General features: G+C 62.3%; 13 protein-coding genes. All 13 read right to left on the reverse strand.

Annotation, left to right across the window (positions count from 1 at the left end; all coding sequences use genetic code 11):
• Positions 1-105: 105 nt before the first annotated feature.
• Entirely contained in the window at positions 106-1,656 is a 1,551-nt protein-coding gene (gene gpmI / locus ACT8II_RS08310; RefSeq protein WP_443813752.1) for a 2,3-bisphosphoglycerate-independent phosphoglycerate mutase, read from the reverse strand.
• Between the two features lie 69 nt (positions 1,657-1,725).
• Complete coding sequence (gene tpiA / locus ACT8II_RS08315) at positions 1,726-2,496, reverse strand: triose-phosphate isomerase (RefSeq protein WP_443813754.1); 771 nt, start codon at positions 2,494-2,496, stop codon at positions 1,726-1,728.
• Positions 2,486-3,691, reverse strand: a complete 1,206-nt coding sequence (locus ACT8II_RS08320) for a phosphoglycerate kinase (RefSeq protein WP_118653993.1) — start codon at positions 3,689-3,691, stop codon at positions 2,486-2,488. The genes tpiA and ACT8II_RS08320 overlap by 11 nt, the downstream gene beginning before the upstream one ends.
• Positions 3,692-3,823: 132 nt before the next feature.
• Positions 3,824-4,849: a type I glyceraldehyde-3-phosphate dehydrogenase gene (gene gap, locus ACT8II_RS08325; protein WP_118653994.1), complete on the reverse strand. Its 1,026-nt coding sequence runs from the start codon at positions 4,847-4,849 to the stop codon at positions 3,824-3,826.
• Between the two features lie 198 nt (positions 4,850-5,047).
• Positions 5,048-5,995 (reverse strand): DNA-binding protein WhiA, encoded by a 948-nt coding sequence (gene whiA, locus ACT8II_RS08330; RefSeq protein WP_118653995.1) that lies wholly within the window; start codon positions 5,993-5,995, stop codon positions 5,048-5,050.
• Positions 5,996-5,998: 3 nt separating this feature from the next.
• Positions 5,999-6,919: an RNase adapter RapZ gene (gene rapZ / locus ACT8II_RS08335; RefSeq protein WP_118653996.1), complete on the reverse strand. Its 921-nt coding sequence runs from the start codon at positions 6,917-6,919 to the stop codon at positions 5,999-6,001.
• A gap of 301 nt (positions 6,920-7,220) precedes the next feature.
• Positions 7,221-7,901 carry an N-acetylmannosamine-6-phosphate 2-epimerase gene (locus ACT8II_RS08340; RefSeq protein WP_118653997.1) on the reverse strand — a complete coding sequence of 227 codons (681 nt, stop codon included), beginning with the start codon at positions 7,899-7,901 and terminating at the stop codon, positions 7,221-7,223.
• Positions 7,902-8,056: 155 nt separating this feature from the next.
• The gene (locus ACT8II_RS08345) at positions 8,057-9,025 is read right to left on the reverse strand and encodes an ROK family protein (protein WP_302742260.1); all 969 of its coding nucleotides are present in this window, start codon (positions 9,023-9,025) and stop codon (positions 8,057-8,059) included.
• 69 nt (positions 9,026-9,094) lie between these two features.
• Entirely contained in the window at positions 9,095-10,015 is a 921-nt protein-coding gene (locus tag ACT8II_RS08350) for a dihydrodipicolinate synthase family protein (protein ID WP_443813758.1), read from the reverse strand.
• Positions 10,016-10,152: 137 nt separating this feature from the next.
• A complete protein-coding gene (locus ACT8II_RS08355; RefSeq protein WP_294122845.1) occupies positions 10,153-10,974 on the reverse strand; it encodes an ABC transporter ATP-binding protein in 822 nt (273 codons plus the stop codon).
• Positions 10,975-13,032, reverse strand: a complete 2,058-nt coding sequence (locus tag ACT8II_RS08360; RefSeq protein ID WP_118654001.1) for a dipeptide/oligopeptide/nickel ABC transporter permease/ATP-binding protein — start codon at positions 13,030-13,032, stop codon at positions 10,975-10,977.
• A gap of 3 nt (positions 13,033-13,035) precedes the next feature.
• On the reverse strand, positions 13,036-13,995 hold the full coding sequence (locus ACT8II_RS08365) for an ABC transporter permease (protein ID WP_118654002.1): 960 nt from the start codon (positions 13,993-13,995) through the stop codon (positions 13,036-13,038).
• A 122-nt stretch (positions 13,996-14,117) separates the two neighbouring features.
• Positions 14,118-15,543: ABC transporter substrate-binding protein (locus ACT8II_RS08370; RefSeq protein WP_443813761.1), on the reverse strand; the 1,426-nt coding region annotated here is incomplete at its 5' end.

The raw sequence follows: 15,543 nt of genomic DNA on the forward strand, positions 1-15,543 counted from the left end.
GGCCCGCGTGTTCCACCTTGTACCCAATGCCTAAGAAAAAAGCTGCCACCTCGAACAGGTGACAGCTTTCCAACCAAAAGGGCCGGGGGCTTTTGGCGAGTCCGGCTACTCCTCGACAGCGAGCACGCGGCCGGTCATCTCGGCACTGGGCTCGAGGCCGGCCATGGTGAGCATGGTCGGGGCGATGTCGGACAGGCGACCATCCTCGATGCCGGTGAGCTTAGCGGTGTCGCTCACGATGATGAACGGCACGCGGTTGGTGGTGTGCGCGGTGAAGGGCTTCTTCTCGCCGTCAACCACGTCGTACATGTGGTCGGCGTTGCCGTGGTCGGCGGTGATGAGCGCGAAGCCACCCTTGGCCTGGATGGCCGGAATGGCCTGGGACAGCGCGTGGTCCACGGCCTCGACAGCCTTAACGGCAGCCTCGAACACGCCGGTGTGGCCCACCATGTCGCAGTTGGCGAAGTTCACGATGTAGAAGTCGGCGCGATCCTCGTTGATGGCAGCGACGAGCTTCTCGGTGACCTCCGGGGCGCTCATCTCGGGCTTGAGGTCGTAGGTGGCGACCTTCGGCGAAGCCACGAGCACGCGCTCCTCACCGGCCTTGGGCTCCTCAATACCGCCGTTCAGGAAGAACGTCACGTGGGCGTACTTCTCGGTTTCGGCGGTGTGGAGCTGCTTAAGCCCATTGGCGGCGATGACGTCGGCCAGGACATTCTCGGGGAACGTCTTGGGGAAGGCGACCTCGACGTCGAACGTGGGGTCGTACTCAGTCATGGTCACAAGGTGAGAAAGGGCGATCTTCTCGCGCTCGAAGCCGTCGAACTCCGCATCGGTGAAGGCGCGGGTCATCTGACGGGCACGGTCGGGGCGGAAATTGAAGAAGATGACAGCATCGCCGGCGTGAATGCCCTCGTTGTGGCAGGCGAAGGGATCGACGAACTCGTCGCCGCGCGGATCCTTCTCGTAGAAGGCCTTGATGCCCTCGACCGGGTCGGCATCGGCGTCGCAAGCGTTCACGAGCACGTCATAGGCGCGCTCGATGCGCTCCCAGCGGTTGTCGCGGTCCATGGCCCAGTAACGGCCGGAGACGGTGGCGACGCGAGCATCGCAACCGGTCTTCTCGGACAACTCGCCCAGGAAGGCGACAAGCTCGGATACATAACCGGCGCCGGACTGCGGGTCGACATCGCGGCCATCCATGAAGCAGTGGATGCGCACGGTCTTAACGCCGCGCTCGGCGGCCATGGAGACGAGCGCCTCGCAGTGGCTCTGCATGGAGTGCACGCCACCAGGGCTCATAAGGCCCATGAGGTGCAGCGTCTTACCAGTAGCGGCAACGTCGTCCATGGCCTTGACGAAAACCTCGTTCTCCTTGATCGAGCCATCCTTGATGGCGTTGTTGATGCGGGAGAGCTCCTGGAACACGATGCGGCCGGCACCAATGTTGAGGTGGCCGACCTCGGAGTTGCCCATCTGGCCGTCGGGCAAGCCGACGTCCTCGCCAGAGGCGCCGAGGGTGGTATGCGGATACTTGGCGTACAGGCCGTCGATGAACGGCGTGCTGGCAGCGCTCACGGCGTTGTTGGCTCCCTCGGGCGCAAGGCCGAAGCCGTCCATGATACACAGGAGTGCGGGAAGATGATGGTTAGCCATGGCTAATTATCCCCTTTTCAAAAGAGTGGGCCGCAGCGCGCTGCGCCACGGCCCGGGACCTAACGGGTGCTACTCCGCGGCCTTCACGACCATCGAAGCAAAGTCCTCGGCCACGAGGGACGCGCCACCCACGAGGGCGCCGTCCACATCGGGCTTGGCCACGAGCTCGGCGATATTGCCGGGCTTGGCGGAGCCGCCGTACAGAACGCGGATGCCTTCGGAGAGCTCGGCGCCGAAGATCTCGGCGAGAGCCTCACGCACGGCGCCGCAGACCTCCTGGGCATCATCGGCAGTGGCGGTCTTGCCGGTGCCGATGGCCCAAATGGGCTCGTAAGCGACAACGAGCTGGGAAGGATCGGTGACCTCGAGACCGGTCAAGCCAGCCTTCACCTGAGCCACCACGTGCTCAACATAGGTGCCGGACTCGCGGACCTCAAGGGGCTCGCCGCAGCAGAAGATCGGAACGATGCCACCGGCGATGAGCGCGGCGGCCTTCTTGTTCTGATCTTCGTCGGTCTCGCGGAAGTAGTCGCGACGCTCGGAGTGACCGATGATGCAGTACTGCACCGGAACGGACTTGAGCATGGCAACGGAGGTCTCACCGGTATAGGCACCCTTGGCCTCAAAGTAGACGTTCTGGGCACCGAGCTTGACAGCGGAGCCGTCAAGCTTGTGGGAGACGCAGCACAGATCGATCGTCGGGGGGCAGACGCACACCTCGACGCCCGCGGGAACCTCGGGCAGGGCCTCGACGAGGGCGGAGGCGAGAGCCTTGGCCTCCTCGCGGTCGTTGTTCATCTTCCAGTTGCCCGCAATAAAGGTGGTACGGTTACTCGGCATCGTTCAGAGCCTCCACTCCAGGAAGAGCCTTGCCCTCGACGAGCTCCATGGAAGCGCCACCACCGGTGGAGATCCAGCTCATCTTGTCGGCAAGGTCGAACTTGTTGACGGCCGCGACGGAATCGCCGCCACCGATGATGGACGTTCCACCGTTGTCCTTGAGCTCGGCAACAGCCTCGGCAACAGCCTGAGTGCCGTGGGCGAAGTTATCGAACTCGAAGACGCCCATGGGGCCGTTCCAGAACACGGTCTTGGCGCCCTTGATGGCCTCGGCGTACAGCGCCTCGGTCTTGGGTCCGATGTCCATGCCCATGCGGTCTTCGGGGATGGAGTCGGAAGCGACGACCTCGCCGGTAGCGTCCTCACCGAAGTGGTCGGCAACGACGTTGTCGATCGGAAGCAGAATCTGAACGCCCTTGTCCTCGGCCTTCTTGAGCATCTCGGCAGCGCGCTCGACCCAGTCCTCCTCTTTGAGGGAGGTACCGACGGTCTTGTAGCCCTTGGCCAGGAAGAAGGTGTAGGCCATGCCACCGCCGATGATCAGGGTGTCGGCAGAATCGATGAGGTGATCGAGCACGCCGATCTTAGAGGAGACCTTGGAGCCGCCGACGATAGCGACGAAGGGACGCTCGGGAGCGGCGAAGATGCCGGTCAGCGTGTCGACCTCCTTCTCGAGCAGGAAGCCAGCGACGGCGGGCAGGTAGGCGGCGGGGCCGACCACGGATCCCTGAGAGCGGTGAGCGGTACCAAAGGCGTCGAGCACGAAGACGTCACCGTAGGAGGCCAGGATCTTGGCGATCTCGGGGTCGTTCTTCTTCTCGCGCTTGTCAAAGCGGACGTTCTCGAGCACGAGAACCTTGCCGGCCTCGAGCGCCTCAACGGCAGCGGCGGCCTTCTCGCCATAGGTATCGGCAACGAAGGTCACGTCAAGACCGGAGAGCTCGGCGAGCTTGGCGGCAACGGGCTCGAGGGAGAACTCAGCCTGGAAGCCGGTGCCATCCGGACGGCCGAGGTGGCTCATGAGGATGACGCGAGCGTTGTGATCGACCAGGTACTTGATGGTCGGGAGAGCGGCCTGGATGCGGGTGGTGTCGCCCACGACGCCATCCTTGATCGGCACGTTGAAGTCGACGCGGACGAGGACGCGCTTGCCGTCGACGTCGATGTCGCGGACGGTCTTCTTAGTGAAAGCCATGTCCAATCCTTTCTGTATCGAGCAAGGGCGGTATCGCCTCTTGCAGGTAAAAAGGGCGCGACCCCGGGCATACGCCATGAGGCCGCGCCCTCCTATAGACGCTTGGTCTAGATGCGAGAGAAGCCGCTCAACTTAGGCGACGAACTTCTCGAAGTACTTGATGGTGCGGACCATCTGGGAGGTGTAGGAGTTCTCGTTGTCGTACCAAGAGACGACCTGCACCAGGGTCTGGCCGTTGCCCAGCGGGTTGCACATGGTCTGGGTGGCGTCGAAGATGGAGCCGTGGGTCTCGCCGATGATGTCGGTGGAGACGATGTCGTCCTCGTTGTAGGCGAAGGTCTCGGAGATGGTCTCGGCGTAAGCCTTCATAGCGGCGTTGACCTCATCGACGGTGACCTCCTTGTCAACAACGGCGTAGAGGTTGGTGAGGGAGCCGGTCGGCGTAGGAACGCGCTGAGCGGCACCGATGAGCTTGCCGTTGAGCTCGGGGAGAACGAGGCCGATGGCCTTGGCGGCACCGGTGCTGTTGGGGACGATGTTGACGGCGCAGGCGCGGCCACGACGCTTGTTGCCCTTGCGCTGCGGGCCGTCGAGCGGCATCTGGTCGCCGGTCCAGGCGTGAATGGTGGTCATGATGCCGGACACGATGGGAGCGAAGTCGTTCAGACCCTTGGCCATCGGGGCGAGGCAGTTGGTGGTGCAGGAAGCGGCGGAGATGATGTTGTCCTCAGCCGTGAGATCCTCGTGGTTCACGTTGTAGACGATGGTCGGGAGGTCGTTGCCCGCAGGAGCGGAGATGACGACCTTCTTGGCGCCAGCGTTGATGTGAGCCTGGGCCTTGGCCTTGGAGGTGTAGAAACCGGTGCACTCGAGCACGACGTCGACGTCGAGGTCGCCCCAAGGCAGGTTGTTAGCGTCAGCCTCGGCGTAGATCTTGATCTCCTTGCCGTCGACGATGATGGAGTCCTCGGTGGCCTCAACCTTGTGATCGCGGGAGTAGTTGCCCTGCGTGGAGTCGTACTTCAGCAGGTACGCGAGCATGTCGGGAGAGGTGAGGTCGTTGATGGCGACGATCTCGGAGCCCTCGTGACCGAACATCTGACGGAAGGCCAGACGACCGATACGACCGAAGCCGTTGATAGCAACCTTAACTGCCATGTGTGTCTCCTTTCATTGGACCTCCCGCGGGCTCCCTGCCCGCCGTTGAAGTCCGAAAACTAACCACTCACCAAATATAACCGTTTTCCGCTTGCTCATTCGCGGGATTGGGAACTTTCGAATAAATCTCGCCTGTTGAAACGCTTCATCATGTCTGAGCGTATCTTTCTCCCCCGCCATGAGCCTTCAAGCAGGGGGTCACGGTTCGGCGGTGCCCGTGTGCGCCTCCTCCACCATCTTCTCGAGGCGCAAGACGCGATGGTACAAGGCCGATTTCGAAAGCGGCGGATCCGCAAGCTCCCCCAGATCTCTGAGAGACAAGTCTGGATGGGACTCGCGCAACGCGCAAAAGGTCTCGAGTCCCTCGGGCAAGCTGCGCCGCAAGCCCAGTTTCTCAAGAGCTTCAATGAGCTCGAGTTGCCGTTGCGCAGCGCCAGCCGACCGCGTCTGGTTTGCAAGCTCGGCATTGACCCGGCGATTCACCTCGTTCTTGACCGACTTGACCGCACGGGCGTCCTCGATCTCAGACACTGCGCGCTCGGCACCCAAGCGCGAGAGCAAGCGCTTAATGTCCTCCGCGCTCTTTATGTAGACCGCATACGCGCCGCGACGGGGGTTGACGCGCGCCTTCACGCCCATGCCCGCGATGAGGCTCGCAAGGTCGTGGGCAAACTGCTCCCCCTGCACAGCGATCTCCAAATGAAAGTCGCCCTTGGGATCGGCGACGAACCCGCCGGCGATGAGGCTCCCACGCACAAAGGCCCTTCGACAGCAGGCGCGGTTGGCGACATGTCGGGGCACCCCTTGGACCAGGCTCCCCGACCGATCGAGAATCCCCAGTAAAACGAGGGCCTTCTCAAGGTCGGGCTGGTCGGGCAGGACGATGAGGTAGTTACGGACTTTATGCAAAATCGATCGGCGGACCGTGAGATCGGTCTTGAGCTTGAGGATCTTGTGCGTGAGCTCGATCATCGTACGTGCCACGGCACCTGTCTCGGTGGCGACCTGCAGCTGATAGCCTCCCTTGCCCGTGATGGAAAGGGTGCCGCACACGCGCACGAGCGCTGAGAGTGTGGAGACGTCGCAGTATGCGCACTCGGGCGCACAGCGCGCGAGCTCGTCGCGGACTTCGGCGGTAAACGACACGGACTACCCCCTGAGGTTCGCCTTGGCAAGATCGCGATGCGAGATGCCCACGTGATAGTGCTGGCGCTCGAGATAGCGGCCGGTCGCCTCCGCAATGGCAACGCTACGATGCTGGCCGCCCGTACAGCCCACGGCAATGGAAAGTTGGGGCTTACCCTCCGCGATGTAACCCGGCATCACGACGTCGAGAAGCTTGAACCACGCATCGAGGAACTCCTTCGTCTTGGGATGCTCGATCACGAAGTCCGCCACCATTGCATCGAGGCCCGTGAGTGTCCGCATTTCGGGGTCGTAGAAGGGATTGGGCAGGAAGCGGACGTCAATCATGAGATCGGCCTCGACGGGCAAGCCGTGTTTGAAGCCGAACGAGAACACATGGACATCCATGAGCTGTTGGTCGGTCAGCTCGGAAAAAGCGGTCTGGAGACGCTTGCGCAGGGCGGACGTGCGCATGCGGCTCGTATCGATGACCATGTCGGCTCGTTCGCGTATGCTCGAAAGGGCGATGCGCTCACGCTGGATGGCATCTGCCGTGGTATCGCCCTGCTTCGCGAGTGGATGGCGACGACGATTCTCACTGTACCGGCGGATGAGCACCTCATCGGAGGCCTCGAGGAACACGACCTTGCAGGTCATCTCATGAGCTCGCAGTGAGTCGATGGTATCGAGCAACTCGTCAAACAGGCCTTGGCTGCGCAGGTCGCTCGTCACACATAGGTGGCGCCCCACGCCGGAGTTGATGCCGATGATTTCAGCGAGTTGCAAGATGAGGCTCGGCGGCAGGTTATCGATGCAGTAGTAACCCATGTCTTCGAACACGTGCATCGCCTGCGTACGGCCCGAGCCCGACATGCCCGTGATGATGACGATGTCCGGTACGCGATCGGCAAGCTCAGCCGAGGTGATGCTGTTCGAATCTGACATGGTGCCTCCTGTTCAACTGCTACCAGTATACCTACTTGGTCGACTGCTCGAGAGGGCGGGCATATCATCCCCGTGCTCAAACAGTCCCGGCTCGTGCGAAACTGTGTGCGGAATGATATGCCCCACTCTTTCGCGTTACGGCATCATGAGCCTTCTCAGTAAAAAGCCCCACCTCACATGAGGCGGGGCATTTTCGATCGTCAATATCGCCTTAAAGCCGGGGGTATATTCTTGGAGGGTGTTTTGTGGAGCGAAGCGGAACCGCGCCGGCAGAGAATATATCCCCGGCCGACAGGTGGGCCTACTCCTCAAGCGCGGCCTTGAACCAGCTGGTGAGGCTTGTGGGGTGCGTGATTGCAGTGCCCACCACCACGGCCCAGGCACCGGCGTCGATGGCGGCGCGGCCCTCGGCGGGGGTGTGGACATGACCCTCGCAAATGATGGGCAGGTTAGGGAACTCCGAGGTGGCTTGACGCAGCAGCGGTAGGTCCGGACCCTCGTCCAGCGTGGTTTCGATCGCCGGTTTGTTGTGCGACAACGTGGTCGACACGAGGTCGAATCCAAGCTCGACGGCACGGCGGATATCCTCGATGGTCATGCAGTCGGCCATGAGCAGGATGCCCTCCTCCTTGAGGGGGCGAACCGTGTCCTCAAGCGTTTTACCGTCGGGGCGCGGGCGGTCCGTGGCATCAATGGCAACGATATCGGCACCGGCGGCGATGCACGCGCGGGCATGGCGCAGCGTCGGGGTGATATAGACGCCCTCGTGTCCGTCCTTCCACAGGCCGATGACGGGAATCTCCACGCGGCCCTTGATGGCCGCGATGTCGGAAAGACCCTGACAGCGGATGGCGGCCGCCCCGCCGAGCTCGCAGGCGCGGCTCATGGCCGCCATGTGCTCGGGCGTACGCAGTGGTTCGCCGGGGTATGCCTGGACGCTCACAATGAGCCTGCCCTTAAGCGATTCAATAATGGGGTTCATAGGATTACTCCTTGCAGGTTAAATCTACCCGGATGTATGGGGTTTCCAAGGCCTTCCCAAGTGCTGCAGATCGCCTTGAATGAGGAGGGCGCACGCCCGGCGTGCGGCACCCGACGATTGAAGGGCGAGGTGGGGTGCAGTGGAAAGCCGCCCGACTAAAGTGACGCTAAAAGGTTCTCGGCGGCGCCGATAAGAGGGGCCTCGCCCTCGAGGGTGCCGATGAGAATCGGCGTGTCGAGCAGTGGGTCGAGCGCTTGGCTGGCAAAGCCCTCACGGATGGAGTCGCGCCAAGTGACGCTTCTCCAACCGTCCTTGCCATGGATGACGCCACCGGAAAGGACAATCACCTCGGGGTCGAGAATGTTGGCCAGGGAGCCCAGGCTCGCACCGAGCGAAAAGCCGGCATCGTGGATGACGTCGACGCCGCGCTCGTCACCAGCACAACACAGATCGTTGACGTCGCGGCCCACTGAGGGACGGCTTCCATCCACTCGACCGTAGCGCTCATCGAACATGCGCCCGATCGAAGTGCCTGAGGCCACGGACTCGAGATGGCCCGAACGCCCACAGGCGCAGTCGATGCCTGCCGCAGCCGTGCACTCGATGTGACCCATGTGGCCGGCGGCACCGTGGAAGCCGCGCATGGCGCGACCGTCCTCAACGTAGCCGCCGCCGATGCCCGTGCCGATACCCAAACACAACACGGAGTAATGGCCGCGGCCCGCGCCCCAATGGGCCTCGCCCAGCGCATGTGCCTGCACATCGCCTATGACCTCGACCGGCATATTCAGAGCCTCGCGCAAACGCGGCCCAAGCTCGATCCCACTCCAGCCGGGCATGATCGCGTTAGCATAGGCGATTGCCCCCGTCTTGGGATCGACCACGCCAGCCGAACCCAAGCCTACGCCGAGCACCCTGAGCTCAGGTTTTTCCTCGAGCGCCGCACGGATTGCGCCTTCGATGCGCGCGTACACGGCCTCGCCACCCTCTTGGGCGCACGTGGGCACCTCGGCGCTATACACCACCTGGGGGCGGCCGCCCGAAGCGGGATACTCAAGGATGGCGCTGGCGATCTTGGTACCACCGATATCGACGGAACACACGTAGCGGGGTTCAAGAGACATGCTCAACCTCCCAATACACGTACCGACCGCGTGCCCTTCAACGTGCACGCGGTCGGACTTTGCCGAATCTTACAGCAGGCCGCTGACAGCGAGGACCTCGCGGATCGCCTCAACGTTCTTGCCCTCGAGTGCCTTGACCGGGCGAAGCATCTGGTTGGACTCAAAGATACCTATGAGCATGAGGGCGGTCTTGAAAGCACCCACACCCGCGCCGTAACCCTGCACGCCATCGGTACAATCAAAGATATGGGAGAGCTCGTTGAGCTTATCCTGCTCGAGCTTGACCGTCGACCAGTCTCCCGCCTCGGCGGCCTTCCACATGCGCACGTAGCCATCAGGGTCAACGTTACCCAAACCGGGCACGGAACCATCGGCGCCGGAGAGATATGCGCCATCGACCACGATCTCGTGACCGGTGAGCAAGCTCAGCGGGTGGCCGAGCTTCTCGTTCTCCTGGCAGAGATAGCGGAAGGAAATGTCGTCGCCGGAGGAGTCTTTGACGCCGGCGAGAACGCCCTCGGCACCAAGCTTGGCAAGGAGCCTCCAAGGAAGCTTGGTGTGGACGCACACGGGGATGTCGTAGGCAAAGATGGGAAGATCGAGCTCCTCATGCAGGATGCGGAAGTGCTCCTCCACCTCGGCAAGGCCACCAAGGGCATAGAACGGGCAGGTTGCGACGAGGACATCGGCACCAAGCTCCTGTGCGCGACGGCCGTGCTCGAGCACGCGCTCGGTCTCGGTATCGATAATGCCCACGAACACGGGAACACGATGGTCGACGATGCGAACGGCCTCACGGATGATCTCGTCGCGACGCTCGTCGGTCGAAAATACGACCTCGCCCGAGGAGCCGAGGAAGAACAGGCCGTCGACACCCGCTTCGATCATGCGGTTGATATTGCGCTCGAACGAGGCGACGTCGAGCTGACGGTCCTCGGTGTCGGGGACGACAACCGGCGGGATGACGCCACGATAAAGTTTGTTAGCCATTGTTGTGTACTCCTTATCCGTATTCCCGGCACACGCCGGGCATCTATCATACCTGGCTCGCAAAAGGCATACTTCGCGCATGCCCGCGAAGAAAGGCGGCGCGCACGAGGCCCGTACGCGCCGCGACTGACAGCCGCTTATTTCCCGAGGTTCGGGTGAAGCAGCGAGGGCGCTGCACCGAGCAGCATCTTTGTGTAGGGGTCTTGCGGGTTCTCAAAGACCTGCTTTGCCGGCCCCTCCTCCATAATCTGGCCGTGATTCATGACGACGATCTTATCGGAGATATAGCGAACCGTCTGAATATCATGCGAGATGAACATCATCGACAGGCCCAGGTCCTTCTTAAGATCGGTGAGCAGATTCAGAATCTGTGCGCGGACTGATACGTCGAGGGCGGATGTCGGCTCGTCTGCGATGATAGCGGACGGGTTGAGCGACATCGCACGGGCGATGGCGACGCGCTGGCGCTGACCGCCGGAAAGCTGGCCGGGCATGGCACGAAGCGCGCTCTTGGGCAGGCCGACGAGCTCGACGAGCTCCTTGATGCGCTTCTCCTGCTCGGCGGTGCTGCCGACCTTATGGACGAGCAACGGGTCGAGTAGCTGGTCGTGAACGATCATGCGCGGGTTGAGCGCGGTGGCGGGGTCCTGGAAGACGACGGAGACCACGCGACCCATCTTGCGACGCAGGTCGGCAGTGCGCTTGGTCACGTCCTCGCCCTTGAAATAGACCTTGCCGGACGTCGGCGACTGCAGGCCGCACATGACGTTCGCGGTGGTGGACTTGCCACAACCGGACTCGCCCACAATGCCGATCGTCTCGCCGGGCATGAGCTTGATGGTGACGTGATTGACGGCGTGCACCAGATTGGGATGCAAAAGCGAGCCGGTGCGCGTCTTGAACGTGACGGAGATGTCGTCGAGGAAGATGATCGGCTCCTTCTCAGCGGCGGCGCTCATCTACATCACCTCCTGTGCGGTCGTGGTGGCAATCTTCTCAAGATACGGCGTGAGGCCGTTCTCCTTGAGATACGCGTCAGGCAACTCGGAGAACACGTGGTTCTTGCCGGGCAGCTGCTTCATGACGGGATGGACGTCTAGGCCGAGCGTCGGATGGCTCGAGCGCGGAGCGAAGCGATCGCCCTTGGGGAAGTCCTGTGGGGACGGGACCGAACCGGGAACCTGGTGCAGGCGCGTGCCGTCCTTAGCGCCCTCCTCGATGGAGAGCACTGAGCCGAGCAGGCCGCGCGTATACTCGTGGATCGGGTTGGTGAGGAGCTCCTTGGTAGGCGCCTGCTCGATGACCTGGCCGGCGTACATGACCGTGATCTCGCTTGCCACCTCGGCGACGAGCGCGAGGTCATGGGAGACGAAGATCATGGCGAAGCCGAGCTGGGACTGCAGGTCGTTCAAAAGCTTGATGACCTGCTTTTGGACGGTCACGTCCAAGGCGGTCGTGGGCTCGTCGCAGATGACGAGCTTGGGATCGCGGGTGAGGGCCATGGCGATGAGCACACGCTGGCGCTGGCCGCCAGAAAGCTCGTGGGGATAGCTCTCGAGCGTGCGTTTGGGATCGAGGCCGACGAGCTCGAGGAGCTCTTCGGCGGAACGGGTGCCGCCACGGCTCGTGAGCTGCTTCATCTGAGCCGAGATGAGCATGGAGGGATTGAGCGAGGACAAGGCGTCCTGATACACCATGGCGATCTCGTGCCCGAGAAGTTGACGGTGCTCTTCTTTGGTCAGTTTGAGAAGATCCTGACCATCGAAGAGGACCTCGCCAGTCATATGCTCATCGGCATCGGTCAGGCTCATGATGACCTTGGTGGTGATGGACTTTCCGCATCCGGACTCACCCACCAAAGCCATGCACTGACCCGGTCGCACGTCAAAGGACACGCTGTCGACGACATTGACGTCGCCGTGGTGGTCGAAGTTGATCGAGAGGTTCTTGACCCGCAGCAGCGGCGGGACGCTCAAGTCGGGTACGTGGCGATCCGTGCGCTTGAGCTCCACGTCGCGCAGGGCAGCCAGGCGGCGATTGAGGCTCTCGGCCTGCTCGGCGTAAGCGCGAACCGGGTCGGAGGCGAGAATATCGTCGGCACGGCGGGACTCCGCGTCCTCGTCATCGGTGGCGACCATTGCGCCGGGCTTGGCTGCCATGGCGTCGGTGAGGCCCTCGGATAGGATGTTCAGAGCAAGGCAGGTGACCATGATGGCGATGCCCGGGAAGAGTGCCTGCCACCAACGACCGGCGAGAACGCCGCCGCGAGCATCTGCCAAGATGTTGCCCCACGTGGCCGTGGGCTCGGTGATGCCGGCCCCGATGAAGGTCAGGGAGGCCTCGAAGATGATGGCGTCTGCCACGAGGGTCACGGTGAAGACCATAATCGGGGCGATGCAGTTGCGCAGGACGTGCTTGATAAGGATCCACGGAGCCTGGGCACCGGAGACAATGACGGCGCGAACGTAGTCCTCACCGTACTCCGAAACGATGTTCGCACGCACGATGCGGGCGATTTGCGGCGTGTACATAAAACCGATGGAGAAGATGATCGCGGGAACGGAGTTGCCCAAGATCAACACGAGGACGGCGGCGAGGGCGATGCCGGGCACGGACATGATGATGTCCAGCAGGCGCATGATGACCTCGGAGATGCTCTTGCGGGCAACCGCGGCGATGGCTCCGATGATCGAGCCGAAGAACAACGCGAACAGGGTGGCGCCAAAGCCGATGACGAGCGAGTAGCGCCCGCCGTACAGCATGCGGGACAAGATGTCGCGGCCCTTGTCATCGGTACCGAACAAGAAACCGTTGCCCGGAGCCTGACGCGCCGTGAAGATCTCGAGCGGGTCATGCGGCGCGATGATCGGAGCCAAGATGGCGGTGAGTGCCACAAGAACGAGAAGGATGAGCGAAATCTTGCTACTCATCTTCATGTTCTTGAAGCCGCCGAACTTCATGCCCTTGGAAGCAGCCTCCTCGAGCTTGGAGGTCTGCTCTTCACGAATCTTAACCATGGCCTACACCGTCCTAATGCGCGGGTTGATGAGCAGGTACAACATGTCAACCACGATGTTGATGATGACGAAGGCCAGAGCCACGACAATGACGACGCCCTGGACGAGCATGGTCTCGCCGCCCGTGATGCCAGCGAGGATGGCCGTGCCCATGCCGGGCAGGTTGAAGATGACCTCGATGACGACGGCACCGCCCATGAGGTATCCGATCTTGAGGCCGAGCGTGGTGACCGGCGTGATGAGGGCGTTACGCAACACGTTGCGTGCGATGACGACGAACTCGGGAAGGCCGCCGCCGCGGGCCGTGCGCACGTAATCCTTATCGAGCTCCTCGACCATGGCGGTACGCACAATACGGGTCATCTGGCCCGTGAGCGGGAACGCGAGGGCGACGGCGGGCATGAGCATACGGGCCAGGTACCCACCGGGATTGGCGGTGAAGTGCGGCAGCGGGCCGGACGCCGGAAGAACACCCATGTAAGACGAGAACAGCAGAATCAGCAAAACGGCGAACCAGAACGACGGCGTGGCGATGCCGGCGATCGAGAACACGCGGATGAGTTGATCGGGCCATTTATCGCGATACAGGGCGGCGATGACGCCGAGCACGAACGAGACGACGGCGCCAATGATCAAGCCGATGAACGTGAGCTGCATCGTAACGGGCAAAGCCGTCGAGATGCGGTCGATAACGGGCGTGCGGCCGGCACCGTACGTGCCCAAATCACCCTGCAGCAGTCCACCAATGTAGTTGACATACCGCTCGGGAAGCGGGTCGTTGAGGCCCTGCTCGTCCATATACTGCTCGATTGCCTCTTGCGATGCGCCCTCTCCAAGCGCATTGCGGGCAGGAATACTCGGATCGGTGAACGACATAAGGCCGAACACCAGCAGCGTGACGCCGAGTGCCATGATGGGCAGCGCGACGAGACGTCGACCGATGAGGCGCAAAAGGTTATTCACTACTTCCCCCTCTTCACTTGCAAATGACTTGTGGGGGGCCCGGGCAGACCACGTCTCCCGAGCCCCCCACGTTCATGTACTCATCTCATCCACAGAGGATGGGCGAACTGCGGTGATGCGGTCTACTCGGAAACCGTGGCGCAGTCGATGAAGGACATACCGGTGGTGCCGATACCCTTGAAGCCGTCGATGCGGACACCTTCGCCGTTCGGGGTGTCGCGCCAAGAGGCGGTGACCGTCTTGACCTGGAGCACCGGGTAGAGGACGGCCTGCTCGGCGATCATGTCGAAGCACTTGTTCCAGGTCTCCTGCTGCTCATCGCCGGTCTGGCCGAGAGCGGAAGCCATGAGCTCGGTGAGCTCCTTCCACTCAGCGGACTCGCTCCAGCGGGCACGGACCTTCATCCAAGCGTTGTCGCCATACCACCAGTTCATGAGAAGGTCGGGGTCGGCGCCGAAGCAGGAAGGATCACCAGGGGCGAGAAGGAGGTCGAAGTCGCCGCCGCCGTCGATGTCGGCATAGGTGTCGGCGGAGGTGCGGGTCACGATCTCAGCCTCGAAACCAAGCTCCTTGAGGTCTTGCTGAACCTGGACGGACATGCTCTTGACCTGCTCGTTGTCGGTGGTGAGGAGCTTGATGGAGCCACCGGTCACGCCGGCCTCCTCCAGAAGCGACTTAGCCTTGTCGACATCGTGAGTGTAGACCGTGGCGGCCTCATGGTAGTTGGTGTAGCTGCTGGGCAGGTAGCAGGTGGGGGCGGTGGCGAGGCCGGCGAACGCGTTCTCGATCATCTTGTCGTAATCGAGGGCGTACATGATGGCCTGACGGGCCTTGACGTTGTCCCACGGGGCCTTCTGGGTGTTGAAGAGCATGAAGCGGGTGCCGAAGCCGTCGACGGTGTCCATCTGGCAGCCGGCAGCCTCGAGCTGCTCGACGGCGTCAGCGGTGACCATCTCCATAACGAGCGTGGTGCCCTCCTGCTGGGCCTGAACGCGGGCGGTCGGGTCGACGAGGATGTCGTAGTGCAGCTTCTCGTCGAGAGCCGGGTGATCACCGTTGTACTCGGGGTTGGGAACCATCTCGACAACGGAGTCGCTGATGGTCTCATACATCCAGGGGCCGGAGCCGACGGGCTTGGCGGTCATGTCCTCCTTGGTGGAGGAGGCGGGAACCACGCGGACGATAGCGAGGCGCTCTTTGAGCAGCGAGAAGTTCGGGACCGTGGTGGTAACGGTGACGGTGGTGTCATCCTTCTTCACGATATCGGCGATAGGAGCGAGCATCGGAACGTAGATGTTGCCGTCGGCGTTGGCGCGCTTGAAGGACTCGACGACGTCGTCTGCGGTGACGGGATTGCCGTCGGAGAACTTGGCGTCCTCGCGCAGGGCGATATCGAAGGTGGTGTCGTCGACCTGCTCGGGATCGTCGGCTGCAAGCTCGTTGAACACGCTGTAGTCATGGAAGTCGAGACCATAGAGGCCCTCGACGACATGCCAGTTGGTGCCGCAAGCGAGAGCGGAGGAGGTGCTGGAGGGGTCGAAGTTGGTG

The sequence above is a fragment of the Collinsella sp. genome (genome assembly GCF_052346665.1).
GTDB lineage: Bacteria > Actinomycetota > Coriobacteriia > Coriobacteriales > Coriobacteriaceae > Collinsella.

Bases quoted from the DNA above. Each gene is read 5' to 3' on its own strand.
- ACT8II_RS08355 (WP_294122845.1), bottom strand. From the start codon at position 10,974: ATGAGCGCCGCCGCTGAGAAGGAGCCGATCATCTTCCTCGACGACATC.
- ACT8II_RS08345 (WP_302742260.1), bottom strand. From the start codon at position 9,025: ATGTCTCTTGAACCCCGCTACGTGTGTTCCGTCGATATCGGTGGTACC.
- gpmI (WP_443813752.1), bottom strand. From the start codon at position 1,656: ATGGCTAACCATCATCTTCCCGCACTCCTGTGTATCATGGACGGCTTC.
- rapZ (WP_118653996.1), bottom strand. From the start codon at position 6,919: ATGTCAGATTCGAACAGCATCACCTCGGCTGAGCTTGCCGATCGCGTA.
- ACT8II_RS08320 (WP_118653993.1), bottom strand. From the start codon at position 3,691: ATGGCTTTCACTAAGAAGACCGTCCGCGACATCGACGTCGACGGCAAG.
- ACT8II_RS08350 (WP_443813758.1), bottom strand. From the start codon at position 10,015: ATGGCTAACAAACTTTATCGTGGCGTCATCCCGCCGGTTGTCGTCCCC.
- ACT8II_RS08340 (WP_118653997.1), bottom strand. From the start codon at position 7,901: ATGAACCCCATTATTGAATCGCTTAAGGGCAGGCTCATTGTGAGCGTC.
- gap (WP_118653994.1), bottom strand. From the start codon at position 4,849: ATGGCAGTTAAGGTTGCTATCAACGGCTTCGGTCGTATCGGTCGTCTG.
- tpiA (WP_443813754.1), bottom strand. From the start codon at position 2,496: ATGCCGAGTAACCGTACCACCTTTATTGCGGGCAACTGGAAGATGAAC.
- ACT8II_RS08360 (WP_118654001.1), bottom strand. From the start codon at position 13,032: ATGGTTAAGATTCGTGAAGAGCAGACCTCCAAGCTCGAGGAGGCTGCT.